Below are 21,046 nucleotides of genomic sequence, written 5' to 3'. Positions count from 1 at the left end.
GGGTCAAGTTCGGCGCTCATGTGTCTCATTTATTGAGATGACCGTCTTAGATACAGACGGCTCCTTGGGAGGCCGAGCCGACCAGGCGGGTGTACTTGCCGAGCACGCCCTTGGTGATGGCCGGGGTCTTCGGGGTCCAGCCCTGCCTGCGGAGTTCGATGTTCTCGGGGGTGACGTGGAGGTCGAGGGTGCGGTTCTTCACGTCGAGGGTGATCCGGTCGCCGTCCTGGACGAACGCGATCGGGCCACCGTCGGCCGCTTCCGGGGCCACGTGCCCGACGCAGAGTCCCGTCGTACCGCCGGAGAAGCGGCCGTCGGTGAGGAGCAGGACGTCCTTGCCGAGGCCGGCGCCCTTGATCGCGCCGGTGACGGCGAGCATCTCGCGCATACCGGGGCCGCCTTTCGGGCCCTCGTACCGGATCACGACGACGTCGCCGGGGTTCAGCTCGGCGACTGCGTCCATGGCAGCTCGTTCACCGTCGAAGACTCGCGCCGTCCCTTCGAAGACGTCGGAGTCGAAGCCGGCGCTCTTCACCACCGCACCCTCGGGCGCGAGTGAGCCGTGCAGGATCGTGATGCCGCCGGTGCCGTGGATCGGCTTGTCGAGCGCGCGGATGATCGTGCCGTCGACGTCGGGCGGCGCGATGTCGGCGAGGTTCTCGGCCATGGTCTTGCCGGTGACCGTGAGGCAGTCGCCGTGCAGGAGGCCGGCGTCGAGCAGCGCGCGCATCACCACCGGGATGCCGCCGACGCGATCGACGTCGGTCATCACGTAGCGACCGAACGGCTTGAGGTCGCCGAGATGCGGGACGCGGTCGCCGATCCGGTTGAAGTCGGCCAGGGTCAGATCGACGTCGGCCTCGCGGGCGATCGCGAGCAGATGGAGTACGGCGTTCGTCGAGCCGCCGAGCGCCATCACGACGGCGATGGCGTTCTCGAAGGCTTGCTTGGTGAGGATCTGGCGGGCGGTGATCCCCTTCTGCAGCAGGCCAACGACCGCCTCGCCGGACTTGCGGGCGTAGCCGTCCCGGCGGCGATCGACGGCCGGCGGCGCGGCCGAACCGGGCAGCGACATGCCGAGGGCCTCGGCCGACGCGGCCATCGTGTTGGCGGTGTACATGCCACCGCAGGCGCCTTCACCGGGGCAGATCGCCCGCTCGACCGCGTCGACCTCGTCCTGGGTGATCAGGCCGCGCAGGCACGCGCCGACCGCCTCGAACGCGTCGATGATCGTGACGTCCTTGTCGCCGAGCCTGCCAGGCATGATCGAACCGGCGTACAGGAAGACCGCGGCCAGGTCGAGCCGGGCCGCGGCCATCAGCATGCCGGGCAGCGACTTGTCGCAGCCGGCCAGCAGGACCGAGCCGTCCAGCCGCTCGGCCTCCATGACGGTCTCGACGGAGTCGGCGATGATCTCGCGGCTGACGAGTGAGTAGTGCATGCCGACGTGGCCCATCGAGATGCCGTCGGACACGCTGATGGTGCCGAACTCGAGCGGATAGCCGCCGGCCGCGTGCACGCCCTCCTTGACCGCCTGCGCGAGCCGGTCGAGGGAGAGGTTGCATGGGGTGATCTCGTTCCAGCTCGAGGCGACCCCGATCTGCGGCTTGGCCCAATCGTCGTCACCCATGCCGACGGCCCGGAGCATCCCGCGGGAGGCGGTTGCTTCCAGGCCGTCGGTCACTGTGCGGCTGCGTGGTTTCACATCGACCATGCAGCTCACTCTATGGGCTCAGCGCACGGGCACCAGGTCCAGCACAGTCTGGTCCACGGAGTTGCCGGCCCGGTCCGTCACCAAGGTCCGGACCGACAGCGTCTTGCCCGGCAGCAGTATCGACGGCGCGACAACGGTCTTGTAAGCGTCCCCGATCCGCGCCAGCGGCGCCTGAGTCCAGTGCTTGCCGCGGTCGGAGGACACCCACAGCTTCGCGGACTTCACCGGCACGCCGGCGCCGTCCGGGTAGCTGAGGTCCAGATCGAACTGCATCGGCCGCCCGGCCGGTGTGCTGCCGTCGAGAGCTACGTAGGGGTCGTAGGCCGGACGGATCATCGGCGGCTCCACCGGATTCTCGTCCCTCCCGGCAGGTGCGGTGGCGGCGAATTCCCAGGCGGTCTTCGCCTCCCCGGACGTCGGGACCGCCTTGGTCCTCCAGCTGTGCTCCACCCGCCAGCGGGCCGGCCCTGCGGGCACGCCGAAGACGTAGCCAACATCCGGAACATCACCGATCAACTCGCCGTTGCGGTACAGCGCCAGCCGCTGCCCACCGACGATGGAACCGTCCACAATGCCGACGTGGTTGGCGTCCCCCATGCCGACCTGCAGGGTGAACGTGCTGTTCCACATGCTGTGGCTGCGGATCTGTGGATGCACCGCGGTACCGAGAGCTGAGCGGACCTTCTCACCGCGCTGGTACGTCCGGACCGGGTCGTCACACAGTCCGGCATCGCCGCTGGCGGGTGCCTTCTCGCACTGCCACCACGCGATGTCCGGACCGGCGGACAGCAGCTCGACCTCGCGCGAGGGGGCCGTCACGGTTCGTTCGCTCGTCCAGTACATCCCGCTGTACCTGCTCTGGACGCCCCGGACGACGCGACGTTCGCCACCACCCCACGCGGTGCCGAAACTGGTCTCGACCGAGGCCATGTCGCGCACGGCCTTCCGGTCGACCGGCTTGACCAGCGGCGCGCTGAAACGGTTCGCGCTCTGGTAGACCTGGTACAGGTCCGGGGTGTCGTGGTGGGTCTTCCTGGTCGACTTCAGCTGCCACCGGGTCACCGCCTCGGCGAAGCCGCCCTTGGGAGCGGCCGTGGGCGTCACGTACAACCGGCCGGCAGCGAGATCCTCCGCCGTCACCGGCAGGTCGTCGGCCTGCCAGCTCTGCGCGTCCTTGCCGCGCGTGAAGCCGATCGTGCCCTCGACGACCGCAGTCGGTTGGCCCTCCACCACGGGAGCCTTCACCTGGACCGCCTGACGGGCGTCCAGTGTGAACGACGTGTTGCCGGCCACGGTGACGTTCGACTCGATGGCGAACGTCATCGTGTCCCCCGTCGGCACGAAGCCGTACGCCATGTGCACCCCTGGCGTGATCCGGCGGGTTCCGCGACCCTGGTCGTCCAGGAGGATCTGGTCGTAGTGACCGTCGGTGCTGTTGAAGACGTTGACGTAGCCACCGGAGACCGGCTTGCCGTTGCGGTCGAGTACGCGGACCGAGGCGTCGTACATCGGCGGCTCGTCGTAGGCGTTCAGGGCCAGCCGCAGCTGTCGTTTCCCGGTGCTGTCGACGACGTCGAGCGCACCCTCCCAGATGTTGTCCGAGAGCGCGGTCCACGGCCCGACGATGTCGCTCAGGCCGGCCGGGTCGAAGGTCACCGTGGCGTCGGCGGTCCCTCCGGCAGGCACGATCAGGGTGGCAGGCGTTACGACGACCGCCGACTCCGGAGCCGCCTTGTTCCAGAGGGTCACTTCCTTGTCGGCGAAGGTGAGCGTGACCGGCTCGGCACTGGGATTCGTCAGCGTCAGAGTGCGCTTCTGCGGCGAGTCGTCGGGGTGGCGGATCGCCGCGTAGTCGATCACGCCGACGTTCGGCACCAGGCCGGTCGGGGACGTCGCGACGTCCAGGTTCACCCTGCCACTGCCGTACCACCCCGTGAAGATGCCGGTGCTGTCGGCAGCACTGCTGCTCAACCGTGCCTTCAGTTGCTGCCAGGTCAGCTCCGGGTGCTGCTGGAGCAGCAGCGCGGCCGAGCCGGTCACCAGCGGCGTGGACCGGGACGTACCGAGGCCCATGGCGTACAGATCGCCGTCGCGGGCACCGGCCCGGGCGCCGAGGATGCCGGTGCCGGGCGCGGCGATCTCCGGCTTCTGCCGCCAGGAGTACGTCGGGCCCATGCTCGTGAACCGGGCCCGGTTGCCGGCAGGATCGAGCGCACCCACTGTCAACGCGGAGGCAGCCGTACCAGGCGTCTCGACCGAGAACGGCGTGGCGTAGAGAAGGTCCCCGTCGTCGCCGGCCGCGACCACGAACAGCGCACCGCTTTGCGCCGTCAGCCGGTCGACCGCATCGGCCAGCAGGTCGTCACCCTGGTACGGCGCACGTGCACCGAGGCTGACGTTGACCAGGTCGGCGTGCTGCCCGACGGCCCACTCCATCGCCGCGATCAGCTCGGACACGGTGCCCTCGCCGGCCGCGTTCAGGATCTTGCCGGAAATCAGTTCGGCTCCGGGTGCGATGCCCTTCCGGGCGCCGTCGGACCCGGCGCCGTTGCCGGCCACCAGCGACGCGATCTGGGTGCCGCGACCGAAGTCGTCCTGCGGGCCTTCGCCGGTGAAGTCCTCGGTGGCCGTCACCTTGCCCTCGAGTGCCGGGTGGCCGGTGTCGATGCCGGAGTCGAGAATTGCGACCTTCACGCCGTGACCGTCGAGGCCGCGGCGCCACGCGGTCGGCGCCTGCACCTGCTCCAGGTATCCGTCCAGCGGTGCCGCTGCGGCCTTGGAACCGCTACTCGGCGGCGTCTTGCTCGTCGGCGCGCCGGTCCCGGGCGCCGACTCAGGCGCACGGTCACCATGCAGTGCAGTGTCCAGCCAGATCTTGGCCGGCAGGGCGGACCGGGCGGCCGTCAGGGCCGAACCGAAGGCCGTCGCCCGGGACTTCTCGATCCGGCCCGCAGTGGCACCGATGCTGGCCAGCGTGCGGCTCGGGGTGAATCCGGCGTTTGCCATCGTCCGCGCGCCGGAACTCTCCCGCACGATCACGGGCAGGTCCGCGCGGTGCGCGTCGTCGTACCCCATCTCGACGAGGCCGGTGACGTCGAACAGGGCAGGGTCGAGTACGCCGGGAACCAGGCTCGCGACGTCGTGCGGGATCACGCTGATCCGGCCGTGGTCGTTGCGTACGGCGTACCCGACCGCGGGCGCACCGTCGCGGGACCGGACGTCGACCTGCGGCTTCCCGTCCGGGCCGGGCCGCAGCGTGACGTGTTCGCCGGTCAGCAACGTGACTGTGGCGGGACTCCTGAGTACGGGGGCCGGCTGGACGACCGGCGTGCCGGCTGTCGGCGCTGCGGTAGCAGTGACTGGAGCAGTCAGCCCGGACAGCGCCAGGGCGCCGCTGGCCAGCAGCGCCGGTATCGGTAAAGATCGTGGAAGCCCCACCGGGCACCATCCTTGCTGTAGGCACCGGTCAGGTGCGGACGTCTTGCCATAGGCACCGATCCGGTGCGTCGAGACCTTTGGTATCCGATCCCACCCGGCGCGGTCACGAGACTGCCGTGACAGGAGGCCGACATGACCGGAATCAGTCACCCGCCGACCGACAGCGGTCGCACCCGACTCGAGGCGTACGTCGACGGGTGGCGGCGGCACGACATCGCGGCCGTTCTGGACACGTTGACCGACGACTGCGTGGTGATCGAGTCGTATGGGCCGGTCTATCGGGGCAAGGCGCGGGTCGAGCAGTGGATGAACGCCTGGTTCGGTGCCGGCGGCACCGTCGACGCCTGGGAGATCACGTCATCGGCAGCGGCCGGCGACACGCTGATCGTCGAGTGGCGCTTCGAGTGCACGTGGAAAGGCGAACCCGGCGCCTTCGACGGCGGCACGATCGCGCGACTCGACCAAGGCCGCATTGCGTACCTCCGCGAGTACGCGACCACCGCTGCGCTCTATGACTGGACCGGAGTCTGGCGCGCCTAAGTCTGGATCCGTGGATGCTGACCGGTCCGGCATCCCGCGATGGCAGCCCTGTCATGGGATATCCGGCGCTCCGGTCGGTTCCGTGGGTGTTGCCCGTGCCGTCGACCGGATCGCCAGGCCATCACAACGAGGCGACGACGAAGGTCTCCCACGGAGAGGCCCAGCGTCTCGGCGATTGTGATGGCCTGGAAGTCCGCCCACAGCCCTCCCCGCGGCGGGGACGGGTCTGGTGATGCCGCGGCGCTGACCGGACCTGCGCCACTCACCAAGCAGCGCGATGCCGGCGATGTCCCGCTCGGCCGCGAGCCCTCGGCGGCTGACGGACCGGGTTAGTGAGTGCCCCACGTCCGCCCACGCCGAGACCCACGGGCCGGCCAGGCCAGGCTGGGGAGGATCTCCCACCCAATCCGGGACGACATCCTCCCACCCCCGGCGGCAACCGACACAACACGGCCGACCGCCTGGACCCGAAGGACGCGAACGAACCACCCACCGATGCGTCAGCCGGATATCCCCTCGAGTAGGTCGGAGGCGGTGGGCGGGATTGCGGGACGAGCGCCGGACCGGTCTATGGATCCGGGCTAAGGTGTTGGTAGACCGCGACTGGCGAGGGTGGAGTACCACCGGGGAGCGGGTTGTGGACAAGGCGTCGTCCGCCTGGGCGCCTCCGGCTCTCGTTCGGAGGCTCCTGATGCGCTACGGCATGAATCCCCACCAGCCCGCCACGATGACGGCTCTCGACGGCTCCCCGTTCACAGTCGTCTCGGGCTTTCCGTCGTACATCAACGTCCTGGATGCCCTGACCGGGTGGCAGCTCGTCCGCGAGGCGTCCGGTGCCTTCGGCGTACCGGCGGCTGCGTCGTACAAGCACGTGTCGCCCGCTGGGGCGGCGCTGGGTGGCAGCGTGGCCGGCGCCTACCTGCGTGCCCGCGATGCCGATCCCAAGTCGTCGTACGGCGACTTCGTTGCCGTCTCGCATCCAGTCGACGCGGAGCTCGCCGGCGTGCTCAAGCGTGTCGTGTCGGACGGGATCATCGCGCCCGGGTACGACGATGGCGTGGTCGGGACGTTGGCTGCGAAGAAGCGCGGGAGCTTCCTGGTGCTGGAGGCGGACCCGGCGTTCGAGCCGCCGGCGGAAGAGGTTCGCGAGTTCTACGGACTGCGGTTGACTCAGCGGCGGGACGACGTACCGCTGACTCGTGAGCTGCTGGATCCCGCGGTGTCGGATGCGGCGGCCCGGGATCTCCTGCTGGGGCTGATCGTGGTGCGCTACACGCAGTCGAACACGGTCGCGATGGTCAAGGACGGTATGACGATCGGCGTGGGCGCCGGGCAGCAATCGCGGGTGGACTGCAGTCGGCTCGCCGGCGAGAAGGCTGCCGCGTGGTGGGCGCGCCGTTCGACTGACGCGCTCGCGGATGTGTCGATGGTGTCCGACGGTGCGCTCCCCTTCGTCGACAACGTCGAGGAAGCGCACCGGTACGGCGTCGCGCATATCGCCGAGCCGGGCGGGTCCATCCGGTCCGACGAGGTCGCGAAGGCGTGCGCAGCGCACGGCATCACCTGGTCGCCGACCGGCGTCCGGCTGTTCCGGCACTGATCAGGCGACGTCGACCTTGGGTGGCTCGCGCTCGGCCGGGGCCGGCTGCGGACCGCCTTCCAGCTGGATGTCGGGAATGATGCGGTCGAGCCAGCCCGGCAGCCACCAGGCCCGGTCGCCCAGCAGCGTCATGACGGACGGGACCAGGACCATCCGGACGATGCTGGCGTCGATCAGGACGGCGACGGCCATGCCGACCGCCAGCATCTTCACCGTCGGGTCGTCGTCGAGGACGAAGCTCAGGAAGACCACGATCATGATCGCCGCCGCGGTCGTGATCACCCGCGCTGTCGCGCCGATCCCGATCGCCACGGCGCGATGGCTGTCGTTCGTCGCGATCCAGGCCTCGTGCACCCGGGACAGCAGGAACACCTCGTAGTCCATCGACAAACCGAACACGATCGCGAACATCAGCATCGGCACGAACGACGGGATCGGCACCTTCTCGTCGATCCCGACCAGGGAGGATCCCCAGCCCCACTGGAAGACCGCGACGATCACGCCGTACGCGGCGCCGACCGACAACAGGTTGAGGATCGCGGCCTTGACCCCGATCAGCAGCGAGCGGAAGGCCACGGTGAGCAGCAGGAACGCGAGCAGCACCACGGCGCCGATCAGCCACAGCATCCGCCCGGCCACCTTCTCGGTGAAGTCGACGTACCCGGCGGTGGTGCCGACGACGAAGGTCGGCTCCTGCTGCCCCGCGAGTACGTCGTCGCGGATCCGGTTGACCAGATCCTCGGTCTCCGCCGACGACGGTGACGTGGTCGGGATGACGGTGATGATCGCCGTCGTACCGGCGCTGTTCATGGTCGCCGGTTGGACGGCGGCGACCCCGGCGGTCTTCTGCAGCGTGGACGTGAGGCCGGTCAGCAGGGTCTGCTTGTCGGTCGAGCTCTCGGACGGGAGCTGTACGACGACCGTCAGCGGACCGTTGGCCCCCGGGCCGAACCCTTGGGCGACCAGGTCGTACGCCTTCCGGCTCGAGTCCGCCGCCGGATCGGTGCCGGCGTCGAGCTGGCCCAGATTCATCGAGAACAGTGGGATGGCCAGGACGAGCAGCACGAGGGTGGCGGCGATGCCGTACGGCCACGGCCGATCGCTCACCTTGCGTCCCCAGCGGGCGAACGCGCTCTGCTCGTGCTTGAGGTCGCGCTGCTCGCGCTCCTCCGCCCGGTGCTCCGCCACGGCTCGCTCGTCCGGGAGCCCGGCCTCGAGCTCCCGCTCCTCCACCAGATGGTGCCGGTCCTTGCGGTTGAGGACGAGGAACTTCGCCAGGCCGAGCATCGCGGGGATGAGGGTCAGCGCCGCCAGTACGGTGACCGCGACGACGATGGCCGAGGACAGACCGAGCGCGCCGACGAACGGTACGCCGGAGACGTAGAGGCCGAGGATCGCGATGACGACCGTCCCGCCGGCGACCAGGATGGCCGCACCGGATGTCGACTCAGTGCGGCCGGCCGATTCCTCGACTCCTATCCCGTCCTCGAGCTGCTCGCGATGGCGCGACACCATGAAGAGCCCGTAGTCGATCGCGACGCCGAGCCCGAGCAGTGTGGCGACCGTCGGCGCCGAGACCGGGAACTCCTTCACCGCCGCGAGCAGACCGAGGATGGCCAGCCCGCCGCCGACGCTGAAGATCGCGGCGATCAGCGGCAGTCCGGCCGCGACGATGGACCGGAACATCAGGAACAGCAACAACAGTGCCAGCGCGAGGCCGATGGCCTCTGACAGGGTGTCGTCCGCCTGTTTCCCGATCTGGCCGGCGCCTCCGCCGTACTCGACCTGAAGCCCGGCGGCCCTGGCCGGCTGGACGGCGGCATCCAGTTTGTCGAGGTAGCTGCTGTCGAGCGACGCCGGCACCACCGAGAAGGAGACCGGAGCGTTGACGATGCTGCCGTCCTTGGAGATGTACGCCGTCTGTGACGTCGCCAGCGGATCGACGGCCGAGACCACGTCAGGCAGCTTGGCGACGGCGGCCATCGACGTCTTCACCGCTTCGGCCTGCTCGGACACCGTGCCGGTCTTCGCGTGGAAGACGATCGAACCGGAGTAGCCGCCTGCGGTGGCGAAGTCCTTGTTCAGGATGTTCAGTCCGGCCGACGACTCGCTGCCCGGGACCGTGTAGTTGTTCACGTACGTGCCGCCGAACGCGGACCGCAGCACGAACAATCCGACGACCAGCACCAGCCAGCCTGCGATCACGAACCAGTGGAACCGTGCGGCCCCCCGGCCGAGACGATCCAGAAACGCGTGCACAGGGCCCCCTCCCCCAGGCGCCCCCCAGGCGACGGCCCCGCCGTCGACCCCTCCGCCGACAGTAAGCCGGGCCCGACGCCCGTCACAACCCCTCGTTCCCGGGGCACACCCCTACGCCACCAACCGATCGCTGCCCGTCACCCGGACTGCAGTCTTTTCCTTTGGCGCGGTGTCAACCGCCCGCGACGCTGGGCAGGATCAGCAACTCATCTCCGTCGCTCAGCTTCGTCCCCAGCCCGTCCAGGTCGCGGATGTTGTCGTTGTGGAGGTAGATGTTGACGTGCCGGCGGACGGCGCCCTGCTCGTCGGTCAACCTCCGTCGCAGCACCGGGTCGAGGGCGGCGAAGGCCTCGGCGACGGTGGAGCCGTCGACCTCGACGCACTCAGCTCCGCCCGCAAACGGCCGGAGGACGGTCGGCAGGCGGACGGAGATCATCAGATCACCGCGGCGCGCACGGTGAGCACATCCGGCAGGTGACGTGCAACCTCGACCCAGGTGTCACCGGCGTCGGCGCTGGCGTAGACGCAGCCGTCGCGGGTGCCGACGTACACACCGGCCGGGTCGGCGGTGTCGGTGGTGAGCGCGTCACGCAGGACCGGGACATAAGACACATCGGGCAGGCCCGTGGTCAGCGGCTCCCAGGTCGCTCCGGCATCGCGGGAGCGGTAGACACGGCACTTGGCCTCGGTCGGGATCCGGTTGGCGTCCGCGATCAGCGGGAAGACGTACACCGTCGCCGGCTCGTGCGGATGCACCGCGATCGGGAACCCGAAGTCCGACGGCAGCCCGTCCGCGATCGACTTCCAGATCGCCCCACCGTCGTCGGACCGGTAGACGCCGTGATGGTTCTGCGCGAACATCCGCTCCGGTACGGCGGGATGCGCGGCCAGCTTGTGCACACACTGACCGAACTCCGGGTAGGGGTCGGGGAAGAACTTCGCCTGGATCCCGTGGTTCGCCGGCTCCCACGACGCGCCGCCGTCGGCGGTCCGATAGACCCCGCCGGTCGACATCGCGACGCTGACCTGCTCGGGATCGGTCGGATGCGGCAGCACCGTGTGCACCGCCTGACCGCCGAAGCCGGCGCCCCACTCCTTGCGGTGCGGATGGTCCCACAGCCCGCGGACCAGCTCGAACGTCACTCCCCCGTCGGTCGACTTCCACAGCGCCGACGGCTGGCTCCCGGCGTACACGACCCCCGGCTGACCGGCCGGTCCGGGCTGGATCTGCCAGACCCGCTCGAGTGAGGCGTCGGCGTCGGCCGGGAATCCGATCGATCCCTCCGGCGGCTCGGCCCAGGTCGCACCGAGGTCGTCGGAGTGGAAGATGGCCGGTCCCCAATGCTCGCTGGTCCCGCCGGCGAACATCCGCGGCCGCTCACCCCGGGTGTCGATGCCCACGGCGTACACGCCCTGCATCTCGAAGTGCGGCCCGTCCAGAGTCCAGTTCTGGCGGGCGGCATCGCTCCGGCCGATCCAGAGCCCCTTCTTGGTCCCGATCAGCAGTACGGCCTCGGACATCGTCGTCCTCCTCGTTCAGCGTGATGGACCTGCCACCACATTGATCAGCGGTTCGCCGGAGACGTAGCGCTCCAGCTGTGCGCGCACCAGGCGCGCCACCCGCGGCGCGAACGCCGTCGAGGCACCGCCCCGGTGCGGATTGATCAGCACGTTCGGAGCCGACCAGAGCGGATGACCGGCGGGCAGTGGCTCGGGGTCGGTCACGTCCAGCGCGGCGCTGATCCGTCGCGTGGCGAGCTCGGCCAGCAATGCGTCCGTGTCGACGACGACACCGCGAGCAACGTTCACCAACAGGGCGCCGTCCTTCAAGCTCGCCAGGAACTTCGCGTCCACCATCCCGCGCGTCTCCGCAGTCGCCGGCGTCAGCAGAACGACGACATCCGCCTGCGGCAGCAACTCCGGCAGCTCGGTGATCGGATGTACGCCGTCCCGAGCCCTCCGCGCGACCCGGATCACCTCACATTCGAACCCGCTCAGCCGCCGCTCCAGCGCCTCCCCGATCGACCCGTAACCCAGGATCAGCACCGTGCGATCCGCGAGTGAGTCGTCGACCTCGTCGTACGAGCGGGGCCAGACCTGCTGCTCCTGGTCGCGGACGGCCCGCGGCAGGCGCCGGTACGACGCGAGGATCAGGGCGACCGCGAGCTCCGCGGTGGACGCGTCGTGGACCCCCCGCGCGTTGCACAGGGTCACGCCCTCGGCCAGGTGCGGCAGCACGTGCTCGAAGCCGGCGGTCTGCAGCTGCACGACCTTCAGGCTCGGCATCTCGCTGACGATGTCGATCACCCGGGAGCCACCCATGTATCCCGGCACGTAGACCTCGACCTCGGCGAGCGACTCCGGCCGCTCCCCGCCGTCGTAGAAGTCGACGTCGAACCCCGCGGGCAGCCCGCCGAGGAAGGTGTCCGGGTCCTCCCAGGGCAGCCATGCCTTCACCACATCAGCCATGCCCACGAACCTACTCGGGTGGAAGGACACTTTTGAACACCCGTGCCAGACACCGGACGTCGTCGTACTCTGGATCGGTGCCTTCGACATCGGATCTGGCGGCGACGCTCGAGCATGATCAGGCCGTAGGGCGATTGCGGGAGTCGTATCAGCGGATCTCTCCGGGCGAGCCAGTCCGGCTGGCGAAGCGCAGTTCGAACCTGTTCCGCCCACGGACGGACGTCGAGCGCCCCGGCCTGGACGTGTCGAAGCTCACCGGCGTGATCAGCGTCGACCCGGCCGCGCGGACCGCGGACGTCCAGGGCATGTGCACCTACGAGGACCTGGTCGCGGCCACGCTCCCGCACGGGCTGACCCCGATGGTCGTGCCGCAACTGAAGACGATCACGCTCGGCGGCGCGGTGACCGGGCTCGGCATCGAGTCGTCGTCGTTCCGGGCCGGACTGCCGCACGAGTCCGTGCTGGAACTCGACATCCTCACCGGCGCCGGCGACCTGGTCACCGCGCGCCCCGAGGGTGAGCACGCGGACCTGTTCCGGATGTTCCCGAACTCCTACGGCACCCTCGGCTACGCCACCCGGCTGACGATCGAGCTCGACCGGATCTCGCCGTACGTCGCCCTCCGGCACGTCCGCCTCGGCCTCGACGAGCTGGCCCCGGCGATCGACGAGATCGTTGCCTCAAGCACGTACGACGGGGAGCCGGTGCAGTTCGTCGACGGGGTCGCGTTCAGCCCGTCGGAGGCGTACCTGACCCTCGGGCGGAACAGCGACGCCGCCGTGCGGACCAGCGACTACACGGGCCAGCAGATCTACTACCGCTCGATCCAGCAGCGGCCGGCGGACTTCCTCACCGCGCACGACTATCTGTGGCGCTGGGACACCGACTGGTTCTGGTGCTCGGCCGCGTTCGGCGCACAGCATCCGGTGGTACGGCGCCTGTGGCCGCGACGCTGGCGGCGGAGCGACGTGTTCCACAAGATCGTCGGCTTCGAGAACCGGCATCAAGTCGCAGCACGCCTCGACCGCCGGCGCGGGCGGCCGGATCGCGAACGCGTCGTCCAGGATGTGGAGATCCCGGTCGACCGGCTGGCCGGGTTCCTGCGCTGGTTCGACGCCGAGGTCGGGATGCGGCCGGTCTGGCTGTGCCCGCTCCGGCTGCGCGGGTCGGCGGACTGGCCGCTGTACCCGCTCAAGCCCGGCGAGACCTACGTGAACGTCGGCTTCTGGGGCACCGTGGCGATCGCCCCCGGCGCCTCGGACGGTGATGTGAACCGGCGGATCGAGGCCGCGGTGGCCGAGTTCGGCGGGCACAAATCGCTGTACTCCGACGCGTACTACGACCGAGACACCTTCGACCGGCTCTACAACGTCCCGGCCTTGACCGAGGTGAAGCAACGCTACGACCCGAATGCCCGGCTCACCGGGCTCTACGAGAAGGCGGTGACGCGCCGATGACGACGCTCGCGACCCAGGTTTCGATCGCTGACGCACTGACCACGGTGACTCCGGCCGGCCTGCCGTTCCGGTTCACGGCGTACGACGGGAGCGCGACCGGCCCGGAGGACTCGCCGATCCACATGCATCTGGCCTCCGAGCGCGGCCTGTCCTACGTACTCACGGCACCCGGGGACCTCGGCCTGGTCCGCGCGTACGTGATGGGCGATCTGGAGATCACCGGCATCCACGAGGGCAACCCGTACGACCTGATGCGGATGATGCTCAACCAGGTGCACTTCGAGCGTCCGACGACGGCGGAGGCGCTGCGGATCGTCCGCGGACTCGGCTGGAGTCACCTGAAGCCACCGCCTCCCCCACCGCAGGAGCACTTGCCGAAGTGGCGTCGTACCTTCGAGGGGCTGCGGCATTCGAAGGCCCGGGACAAGGCGGCGATCCACCACCACTACGACGTGTCGAACGCGTTCTACGAGTGGATCCTCGGCCCGTCGATGACCTACACATGTGCCGTCTATCCGACCGCGGAGGCTTCGCTGGAGGAGGCGCAGTACGAGAAGTACGACCTGGTCGCGCGGAAGCTCGACCTTCAGGCCGGGCAACGACTCCTCGACGTCGGGTGCGGCTGGGGCGGCATGGTCCGGCACGCGGCCCGCGAGTACGGCGTTCGTGCCCTCGGCGTCACGCTGTCGTCCGCCCAGGCCGAGTGGGCCAACGAGGCGATCAAACGGGAAGGACTCGAGCACCTGGCCGAGGTCCGCTTCCTGGACTACCGGGACGTCGCCGAGCGCGACTTCGACGCGATCAGCTCGATCGGCCTGACCGAACACATCGGCGTGCGCAACTACCCGTCGTACTTCGGGTTCCTGCTCGACCGGCTGAAGCCCGGCGGCCGGCTGCTGAACCACAGCATCACCCGCCCGGACAACCGCTTCCGGTCCACCGGCGCGTTCATCGACCGCTACATCTTCCCCGACGGCGAGCTGATCGGCTCCGGCCGGATCATCGCCGAGGCCCAGGACGCCGGCTTCGAGGTCCGCCACGAGGAGAACCTCCGCGAGCACTACGCCCTCACCCTGGCCGCCTGGTCCGACAACCTGGTCGCCCACTGGGACGAGGCCGTCGCCGAGGTCGGCCACCCCACCGCCAAGATCTGGGGCCTCTACCTGGCCGCCTGCCGCGTCGGCTTCGAACGCAACAACACCCAACTCCACCAAGTCCTCGCAGTAAAACTAGACGACGACGCCAACGCCCACTTCCCCCTCCGCCCCACCTGGCTCAGCTGAACCGTTGCGGGACCTGCGGTGTATTAGTAGGCAGGACTAGCAGAGGAGACGGCGTGGTCGGGACGACTGTCAGGCGGCGGGGGCGGGCTGCGGTGGTGTTGACTGCGCTGACGTTGGTGGCTGGCTGCTCTGAGGCCATGCCGAGTAGCTCTGGTAGTGCTTCTGCACCGGCTACCTCCAGTACGGCGGTGCAGCCTGGGACCGTGAAGCTCACTGTGGCTTCGACCGTGGCGACGGGGATCGAGGTGCCGTGGGGGCTGGCGTTTCTGCCGGACAAGAGTGCGTTGGTGGCGGAGCGGGACTCGGGGAAGATCAAGCGGATCGCCGGCGGGCAGGTGAGTGACGTCGGCACGGTGGAGGACGTGAACGCGTCGGCGGAGGGTGGGTTGCTGGGGTTGGCGGTGGACCCGGGGTATCCGGGGAAGCCGTACATCTACGCGTACTACTCCGGCGGGGACGACAACCGGATCGCCCGGATCACGTACCAGGACAACCAACTGTCCGACCAGCAGGTGATCCTGGAGGGGATCCCCTCCGCTGCCATCCACAACGGCGGGCGGTTGCGGTTCGGGCCGGACGGATTCCTGTACGCCGGGACCGGCGACGGCTCGGATCGGCCGAACTCGCAGGACGACGGATCGCTGGGCGGGAAGATCCTGCGGATCACGACCGACGGCAAGGCGGCGCCGGGCAACCCGGACGGTCGGCTGTGGATCACCAAGGGCCACCGGAACGTGCAGGGGCTCGCGTTCGACGGCACCCAGTTGTACGCCGCCGAGTTCGGCCAGAACACCTGGGACGAACTGAACGCGATCACGCCCGGCGCGAACTACGGCTGGCCGGCCGCCGAGGGGATCAGCGGGCTCGACGGGATGACCGACCCGATCGCCCAGTGGCACACCTCCGACGCGTCGCCGTCCGGGATCGCGTTTGCCCAGGGGTACATCTTCATGGCGTCGCTGCGCGGGCAGCGCCTCTGGGCGATACCTGTTGCCAACGGCAAGCGAATCGGCGAGCCGCAGGCGTTCTTCACCAACCAGTACGGCCGGTTGCGCACCGTGGAGGTCGCTCCGGACGGGTCGCTGTGGCTGACCACGTCGAACACCGACGGGCGCGGCGACACTCGGAGCGGCGACGACCGGATCCTCCGGATCACGATCAGCCGCTGACTGCCAACCGTTTCAAACCTTTGGCCGTCTGGTACTTGTGGAGGAAAGCCAGCGTTCGGAGGAGGAGATCGGTATGCGGACCGGCCAGGTGTCCGTTGTTCCCAGCAGTGTGATCGCTTCGGTGAGCAGCTACCAGGATGCTCAGCGGACGGTCGGATACCTGCGAAGTTACGGGATGGACGCGGCCAGCCTGGAGGTGGTCGGCGCCGGGCTCCGGCGGGCCGAGAGACAGCGAGCCATCCCGGTCGCCCGGCTCACCGGTGCCGGGGCCCTGCAAGGTGCGCTGCTCGGCGTACTCGCCGCGATCTTCGTCACGCTCGTGGCCCAGACGACGCTGACCGGCCTGGCCGTCGTCGTGTGGGGTTTCGTGTACGGCGCTCTGATCGGCGGCCTGTGGGGGTTGTTCAAGGGACTCGTCCGCAACCGCCCCGACGCTGTTTCCATCGAGATCGTGCCCACCCGCTACGAGGTGCGCTGCCCGCCCGAGGAGCTCTCCGTCGCTCAGACCCTGCTGGCCGACGCCGCCGACATCGACGACGGCCGGGTCGAGCGCGAGGTGATCGCGGACGCACCGCCGCACGAGCCGAAGCCGCGAACGGAAAAGGACGCGGCCTGAGCTGAGTCGCCGGACGCCAGGGTGAGCCCCGGGGTCCGGCGACTACGTCAGATCCCCAGCTTCGCGTTCAGGAGTTCGCGGACCTTGGCCGCGTCGGCCTGGCCGCGCATGTCCTTCATCACCGCGCCGATGAGTGCACCGGCCGCGGCCGGCTTGCCGGAGTTGACCTTCTCGACCACATCCGGGTTCGCCGCGATCGCCCGCTCGATGGCCTCGATCAGCGCCGAGTCGTCCGAGACCAGGGCGAGTCCACGCTTCTCGATGATCTCGGCCGGCGTGCCCTCGCCCTTGATCAGGCCGTCGAAGACCTGCCGGGCGAGCTTGTCGTTGAGCGAGCCGTCGTCGACCAGCTTCTGCACCTCGGCGACCTCGGCCGGGCCGACGCCGAGCGCGTCCAGGTCCTGGCCGGACTCGTTCGCCGCGCGAGCGAGCTCACCCAGCCACCACTTCTTCGCGGCGGCCGGCGTCACGCCGAGCCCGACCGTCGCCACGATCGGCTCGAGCGCGTTCCCGTTGATGACGTCGCGCATCTCCAGGTCGGTGAATCCCCACGCCTCCTGCAGCCGGACCCGGCGCAGAGAAGGTGCCTCGGGCAACGAAGAACGGATCTCCTCGACCCACTCGCGCGACGGCGCGATCGGGACCAGGTCGGGCTCCGGGAAGTACCGGTAGTCGTCGGCGTCGGACTTCTCCCGGCCGGACGTGGTGATGCCGGTGTCCTCGTGCCAGTGCCGGGTCTCCTGAAGGACCTTGCCGCCGGAGTTCAGCACCGCTGCCTGCCGGGTGATCTCGTACGTCACCGCGCGCTCGACCGAGCGGAACGAGTTCACGTTCTTGGTCTCGGTCCGCGTGCCCAGAACAGTCGAGCCGTGCGGCTTCAGCGACACGTTGGCGTCACACCGCAGCGAACCCTGATCCATCCGGACATCCGAGACGCCCAACGCGAGCAGCAGGTCGCGCAGCATGCTCACGTACGCGCGGGCCACCGCGGCGGCCTTGTCCCCCGGCACCTCGATCGTCTTGGTGACGATCTCGATCAGCGGGATGCCGGCCCGGTTGTAGTCGACCAGCGAGTGCGAGGCGCCGTGGATCCGGCCGGTCGCGCCACCGACGTGGGTGGACTTGCCGGTGTCCTCCTCCATGTGGGCGCGCTCGATCTCGATCCGGTACGTCTGGCCGTCGACCACCACCTCGGTCCAGCCGTTGTACGCGATCGGCTCGTCGTACTGCGAGGTCTGGAAGTTCTTCGGCATGTCCGGGTAGAAATAGTTCTTCCGGGCGAACCGGCACCACTCGGCGATCTCGCAGTTCAGCGCCAGGCCGATCTTGATCGCGGACTCGACGCCGACCCTGTTCACTACCGGCAGTGCGCCCGGCAGGCCGAGGCAGACCGGACAGGTCTGCGTGTTCGGCGGCGCACCGAACTCGGTCGGGCAGCCGCAGAACATCTTCGACTTCGTGTTCAGCTCGACGTGGACCTCGAGGCCCATCACCGGGTCGTACTGCGCCAGCGCGTCGTCGATCTCGAGGACGGTCGCGGTCATCGGGTCACCTCCAGTTCCGGAGCCTTGGTCATCAGCACGCCGCCCCACTGATCGGCCAGCGCCGACTCCAGCGCGGCGCCGACGGTGTAGCACAGGTCGTCACGCATCACCGGCGCCATCACGTGGAAGCCGACCGGCATGCCGTCCTCGTCGGCCAGGCCGCACGGGAACGAGCCGGCCGCGTTGCCGGCCAGGTTGGACGGGATCGTGCACAGGTCGTTCTTGTACATGGCGATCGGGTCGTCGATCCGGTCCCCGATCGCGAACGCCGTCGTCGGCGTCGCGGGTGAGACCAGCACGTCGACCTGCTCGTAGGCGTTGGCGAAGTCGCGGGCGATCAGCGTCCGCACCTTCTGCGCCTGCCCGTAGTAGGCGTCGTAGTACCCGCTCGACAGCGCGTGGGTGCCGAGCATGATCCGGCGCTTCACCTCGGCGCCGAAGCCGGCCTCGCGGGTCAGGCTCATCACCGTCTCCGCGCTGTTCGTGCCGTCGTCGCCGACGCGCAGCCCGTACCGCATCGCGTCGAACTTGGCCAGGTTGGACGAGGCCTCGCTCGGCAGGATCAGGTAGTACGCCGGCAACGCGTACTGGAAGTGCGGACACGAGACCTCGACCACTTCGGCGCCGAGCTTGGTGAGCAGCTCGACCGCCTCGTGGAAGCGCGCCTCGACGCCCGGCTGGTATCCCTCGCCGCCGAGCTCCTTGACCACGCCGATGCGCAGACCGGTCACGTCACCGTTGCGCGCCGCCGCGACGACAGCGGGGACCGGCTGGTTGATCGAGGTCGAGTCCATCGGGTCGTACCCGGCGATCGCCTCGTGCAGCAGCGCCGCGTCCAGGGTCGTCCGCGCACACGGGCCGGGCGTGTCCAGGCTCGAAGCCAGCGCGATCAGTCCGTAGCGTGACGTCCCGCCATACGTCGGCTTGACGCCGACCGTGCCGGTGAACGCACCGGGCTGCCGGATCGAGCCGCCGGTGTCCGTGCCGATCGCGAGCGGCGCCTCGTACGCCGAGATGGCCGCCGACGAACCGCCGCCGGAACCACCGGGGATCCGGCCCAGGTCCCACGGGTTGTGGGTGGTGCCGTACGCCGAGTTCTCCGTCGAGGAGCCCATCGCGAACTCGTCCATGTTGGTCTTGCCGAGGATGACGATGCCGGCCGCCTTCAGCCGCTTCACGACCGTCGAGTCGTACGGCGGCTTCCAGCCCTCGAGGATCTTCGAACCGGCCGTGGTCGGCACGCCCTCCTGGGTCAGCACGTCCTTCAGCGCCAGCGGGACACCGGCCAGCGGGGAGAGCTGCTCGCCCGCCGCGCGCTTCGCGTCGACAGCGGCGGCCTGCGCCAGCGCGCCGTCGGTGTCGACATGCAGGAACGCGTGCACGTCGCCGTCGACCGCCGCGATCCGGTCCAGGTGCGCCTGGGTGATCTCCACCGAGCTGGCCTGGCCGGACGTCATCAGTTCCGCGAGCTCGGCCGCGGTCTTACGGATCAGGTCGCTCATCAGTCCTCCTCCAGGATCCGCGGCACCCGGAATCGCTGCTCCTCCGCGGCCGGCGCGCCGGACAGCGCCTGCTCCGGGGTGAGGCACGGCACGTTCTCGTCCGCGCGCATCACGTTGGTCAGCGGCAGGGCATGGGAGGTCGGCGGGATGTCGTCCGCGGCCACCTGGCTGACCTGCCCGACCAGGGTGATGATCTGGTCGAGCTGTGGCGCGAGGTGGTCGAGCTCGTCATCGGTGAGCTCGATCCGCGCCAGTCGCGCCAGGTGCGCGACCTCTTCGCGGGTAATCGATGGCATGAACTGATCCAATGCTTGCAAGTTGCTGATGGAGTCACAGAGAGGTTCTGAGTGACACCCGAGCCATCCTAGTGGGCGGCTGTGACGGTCGCGTTTCCTTGTCCCCAGGGGCTGCGGACGACGCTTCGCGATCGTCTGTGGAGAGGGCCGGGCGTGTCTTCGGGCTCCGCTCTGTAACATTGGCCGCGACGGGGCGTTACGCGCATGGTGATCGACTGGGAGATGATCGTTCGGTGTTCCTGCTGCGATTGATCATCCCGGACCGGCCCGGTTCGCTGGGCACCGTGGCGACGGCGCTCGGTGAGGTGAACGCCGACATCCACGCGATCGAGATCGTCGAGCATCGGCGGGAGAACGGCAGCGCCGTCGACGACATCGTGGTCGACCTGCCGCCCGGCGTGCTGCCGGACCGCCTGGTCTCCGCGTGCAACAGCGTCCCCGACGTCGAAGTGATCTGGTTCTCGCGGTACGGCGCCGGCGGTGGACTGCACATGGACCTCGAGGCCGTCGAGCAGATGACGTCGGCTCCGGCGGACGCGATCGACATCCTGGTCGAGCAGTCTCCGGCCGTGCTGCATGCCGACTGGGCCGCGTTGCTGGACGGCACCGGCAGTGAGGTGAAGGTCGCGCTGGAGACGAGCGCCACGCCGGAGTTCGGCGAGATGGCCGGCCAGTGGCTGCCGATGCAGAAGGCAACGACGCTGGAAGCCCCGGATCACAAGGGTCTCTCGGAGTCCGTGCTGGTGGCGGCGCCGCTGGAGTCCGAGCGCCGGATCCTGGTGATCGGCCGCCGCGGCGGCCCCGAGTTCCTCGGCTCCGAGGTCGCCCGCCTGTCCTACCTCGCCTCCCTCGCCGTCACCATCCGCGCCACCGCCTAACCCAGTCCGCCGTACGCCGTAGAAGCGGAAGCCCTCGCCCGACCCCCTGGTCGGGCCAGCTGTTCGCGCTCGCCGCGGTCTGGCACCCATCTTCAGCGGATATCCGCCTCCTTGACGTATCCGTGGGTGGTTCGTTCGCCTCCCGCGCGTCCGGGCAGCTCGCCGTGTTCTGTCGGTTGCCGCCGGGGTCGGGAGGATCTCGTCCCGGATCGGGTGGGCAGATTCAGGGGATTGTTGCAACGCCTGATTGTTGGAGGGTGTTGTGATGGGGCGGAAGTTGT

Annotated in this window: 16 protein-coding genes and 1 riboswitch; of the genes, 7 read left to right on the top strand and 9 right to left on the bottom strand. The window is 69.3% G+C overall.

The window, feature by feature from the left end; translation table 11 throughout:
* Positions 1–46 precede the first annotated feature (46 nt).
* Together ilvD and ACXC9Q_RS34355 are read right to left on the bottom strand one after the other, a co-directional pair.
* Complete coding sequence (gene ilvD / locus ACXC9Q_RS34360; protein WP_457060818.1) at positions 47–1,714, bottom strand: dihydroxy-acid dehydratase; 1,668 nt, start codon at positions 1,712–1,714, stop codon at positions 47–49.
* A gap of 18 nt (positions 1,715–1,732) precedes the next feature.
* Complete coding sequence (locus ACXC9Q_RS34355; protein ID WP_457060817.1) at positions 1,733–5,152, bottom strand: S8 family peptidase; 3,420 nt, start codon at positions 5,150–5,152, stop codon at positions 1,733–1,735.
* Positions 5,153–5,284: 132 nt separating this feature from the next.
* On the opposite strand from ACXC9Q_RS34355, the gene ACXC9Q_RS34350 reads away from it, so the two are divergent.
* Together ACXC9Q_RS34350 and ACXC9Q_RS34345 are read left to right on the top strand one after the other, a co-directional pair.
* Positions 5,285–5,692, top strand: a complete 408-nt coding sequence (locus tag ACXC9Q_RS34350) for a nuclear transport factor 2 family protein (RefSeq protein ID WP_457060816.1) — start codon at positions 5,285–5,287, stop codon at positions 5,690–5,692.
* A gap of 589 nt (positions 5,693–6,281) precedes the next feature.
* Positions 6,282–6,362, top strand: a riboswitch (ZMP/ZTP riboswitch).
* Positions 6,363–6,383: 21 nt separating this feature from the next.
* The gene (locus ACXC9Q_RS34345) at positions 6,384–7,292 is read left to right on the top strand and encodes a 5-aminoimidazole-4-carboxamide ribonucleotide transformylase (protein WP_457060815.1); all 909 of its coding nucleotides are present in this window, start codon (positions 6,384–6,386) and stop codon (positions 7,290–7,292) included.
* Here the strand turns inward: ACXC9Q_RS34345 and ACXC9Q_RS34340 are convergent, their stop codons facing one another.
* The 4 genes from ACXC9Q_RS34340 to ACXC9Q_RS34325 form a co-directional block, all read right to left on the bottom strand.
* Positions 7,293–9,551 (bottom strand): MMPL family transporter, encoded by a 2,259-nt coding sequence (locus ACXC9Q_RS34340; protein WP_457060814.1) that lies wholly within the window; start codon positions 9,549–9,551, stop codon positions 7,293–7,295.
* A 172-nt stretch (positions 9,552–9,723) separates the two neighbouring features.
* A complete protein-coding gene (locus ACXC9Q_RS34335) occupies positions 9,724–9,987 on the bottom strand; it encodes a MoaD/ThiS family protein (protein ID WP_457060813.1) in 264 nt (87 codons plus the stop codon).
* The gene (locus ACXC9Q_RS34330) at positions 9,987–11,072 is read right to left on the bottom strand and encodes a WD40/YVTN/BNR-like repeat-containing protein (RefSeq protein ID WP_457060812.1); all 1,086 of its coding nucleotides are present in this window, start codon (positions 11,070–11,072) and stop codon (positions 9,987–9,989) included. Before ACXC9Q_RS34330 ends, ACXC9Q_RS34335 begins: the two co-directional genes overlap by 1 nt.
* A gap of 15 nt (positions 11,073–11,087) precedes the next feature.
* On the bottom strand, positions 11,088–12,020 hold the full coding sequence (locus ACXC9Q_RS34325; RefSeq protein ID WP_457060811.1) for a 2-hydroxyacid dehydrogenase: 933 nt from the start codon (positions 12,018–12,020) through the stop codon (positions 11,088–11,090).
* A gap of 77 nt (positions 12,021–12,097) precedes the next feature.
* Here ACXC9Q_RS34325 and ACXC9Q_RS34320 point away from each other — a divergent pair, with 77 nt between their 5' ends.
* The 4 genes from ACXC9Q_RS34320 to ACXC9Q_RS34305 all read left to right on the top strand — a co-directional run bounded on the left by ACXC9Q_RS34320 (position 12,098) and on the right by ACXC9Q_RS34305 (position 16,545).
* A complete protein-coding gene (locus ACXC9Q_RS34320; RefSeq protein ID WP_457060810.1) occupies positions 12,098–13,477 on the top strand; it encodes an FAD-binding oxidoreductase in 1,380 nt (459 codons plus the stop codon).
* Positions 13,474–14,760, top strand: a complete 1,287-nt coding sequence (locus ACXC9Q_RS34315; RefSeq protein WP_457060809.1) for a class I SAM-dependent methyltransferase — start codon at positions 13,474–13,476, stop codon at positions 14,758–14,760. The genes ACXC9Q_RS34320 and ACXC9Q_RS34315 overlap by 4 nt, the downstream gene beginning before the upstream one ends.
* A gap of 203 nt (positions 14,761–14,963) precedes the next feature.
* A complete protein-coding gene (locus tag ACXC9Q_RS34310) occupies positions 14,964–15,929 on the top strand; it encodes a PQQ-dependent sugar dehydrogenase (protein ID WP_457060808.1) in 966 nt (321 codons plus the stop codon).
* Between the two features lie 73 nt (positions 15,930–16,002).
* Positions 16,003–16,545: a general stress protein gene (locus ACXC9Q_RS34305; protein WP_457060807.1), complete on the top strand. Its 543-nt coding sequence runs from the start codon at positions 16,003–16,005 to the stop codon at positions 16,543–16,545.
* 47 nt (positions 16,546–16,592) lie between these two features.
* Here the strand turns inward: ACXC9Q_RS34305 and gatB are convergent, their stop codons facing one another.
* The 3 genes from gatB to gatC are packed head-to-tail and all read right to left on the bottom strand — an operon-like array spanning position 16,593 to position 19,887.
* Positions 16,593–18,089 carry an Asp-tRNA(Asn)/Glu-tRNA(Gln) amidotransferase subunit GatB gene (gatB, locus tag ACXC9Q_RS34300; RefSeq protein ID WP_457060806.1) on the bottom strand — a complete coding sequence of 499 codons (1,497 nt, stop codon included), beginning with the start codon at positions 18,087–18,089 and terminating at the stop codon, positions 16,593–16,595.
* Positions 18,086–19,591, bottom strand: coding sequence for an Asp-tRNA(Asn)/Glu-tRNA(Gln) amidotransferase subunit GatA (gatA, locus tag ACXC9Q_RS34295; protein WP_457060805.1), 1,506 nt, complete (start codon positions 19,589–19,591; stop codon positions 18,086–18,088). The genes gatB and gatA overlap by 4 nt, the downstream gene beginning before the upstream one ends.
* Positions 19,591–19,887, bottom strand: a complete 297-nt coding sequence (gene gatC / locus ACXC9Q_RS34290) for an Asp-tRNA(Asn)/Glu-tRNA(Gln) amidotransferase subunit GatC (RefSeq protein ID WP_131355449.1) — start codon at positions 19,885–19,887, stop codon at positions 19,591–19,593. Before gatC ends, gatA begins: the two co-directional genes overlap by 1 nt.
* 233 nt (positions 19,888–20,120) lie before the next feature.
* On the opposite strand from gatC, the gene ACXC9Q_RS34285 reads away from it, so the two are divergent.
* Positions 20,121–20,765 carry an ACT domain-containing protein gene (locus tag ACXC9Q_RS34285; RefSeq protein ID WP_457060804.1) on the top strand — a complete coding sequence of 215 codons (645 nt, stop codon included), beginning with the start codon at positions 20,121–20,123 and terminating at the stop codon, positions 20,763–20,765.
* Positions 20,766–21,046: the final 281 nt, after the last annotated feature.

The sequence above is a fragment of the Kribbella sp. CWNU-51 genome (assembly GCF_054073265.1).
This window is presented reverse-complemented; position numbering and strand designations above follow the sequence as displayed.

Bases quoted from the DNA above. Each gene is read 5' to 3' on its own strand.
- ACXC9Q_RS34350 (WP_457060816.1), top strand. From the start codon at position 5,285: ATGACCGGAATCAGTCACCCGCCGACCGACAGCGGTCGCACCCGACTC.
- ACXC9Q_RS34335 (WP_457060813.1), bottom strand. From the start codon at position 9,987: ATGATCTCCGTCCGCCTGCCGACCGTCCTCCGGCCGTTTGCGGGCGGA.
- gatB (WP_457060806.1), bottom strand. From the start codon at position 18,089: ATGACCGCGACCGTCCTCGAGATCGACGACGCGCTGGCGCAGTACGAC.
- ACXC9Q_RS34330 (WP_457060812.1), bottom strand. From the start codon at position 11,072: ATGTCCGAGGCCGTACTGCTGATCGGGACCAAGAAGGGGCTCTGGATC.
- ACXC9Q_RS34345 (WP_457060815.1), top strand. From the start codon at position 6,384: ATGCGCTACGGCATGAATCCCCACCAGCCCGCCACGATGACGGCTCTC.
- gatC (WP_131355449.1), bottom strand. From the start codon at position 19,887: ATGCCATCGATTACCCGCGAAGAGGTCGCGCACCTGGCGCGACTGGCG.
- ilvD (WP_457060818.1), bottom strand. From the start codon at position 1,714: ATGGTCGATGTGAAACCACGCAGCCGCACAGTGACCGACGGCCTGGAA.
- gatA (WP_457060805.1), bottom strand. From the start codon at position 19,591: ATGAGCGACCTGATCCGTAAGACCGCGGCCGAGCTCGCGGAACTGATG.
- ACXC9Q_RS34305 (WP_457060807.1), top strand. From the start codon at position 16,003: ATGCGGACCGGCCAGGTGTCCGTTGTTCCCAGCAGTGTGATCGCTTCG.
- ACXC9Q_RS34315 (WP_457060809.1), top strand. From the start codon at position 13,474: ATGACGACGCTCGCGACCCAGGTTTCGATCGCTGACGCACTGACCACG.
- ACXC9Q_RS34325 (WP_457060811.1), bottom strand. From the start codon at position 12,020: ATGGCTGATGTGGTGAAGGCATGGCTGCCCTGGGAGGACCCGGACACC.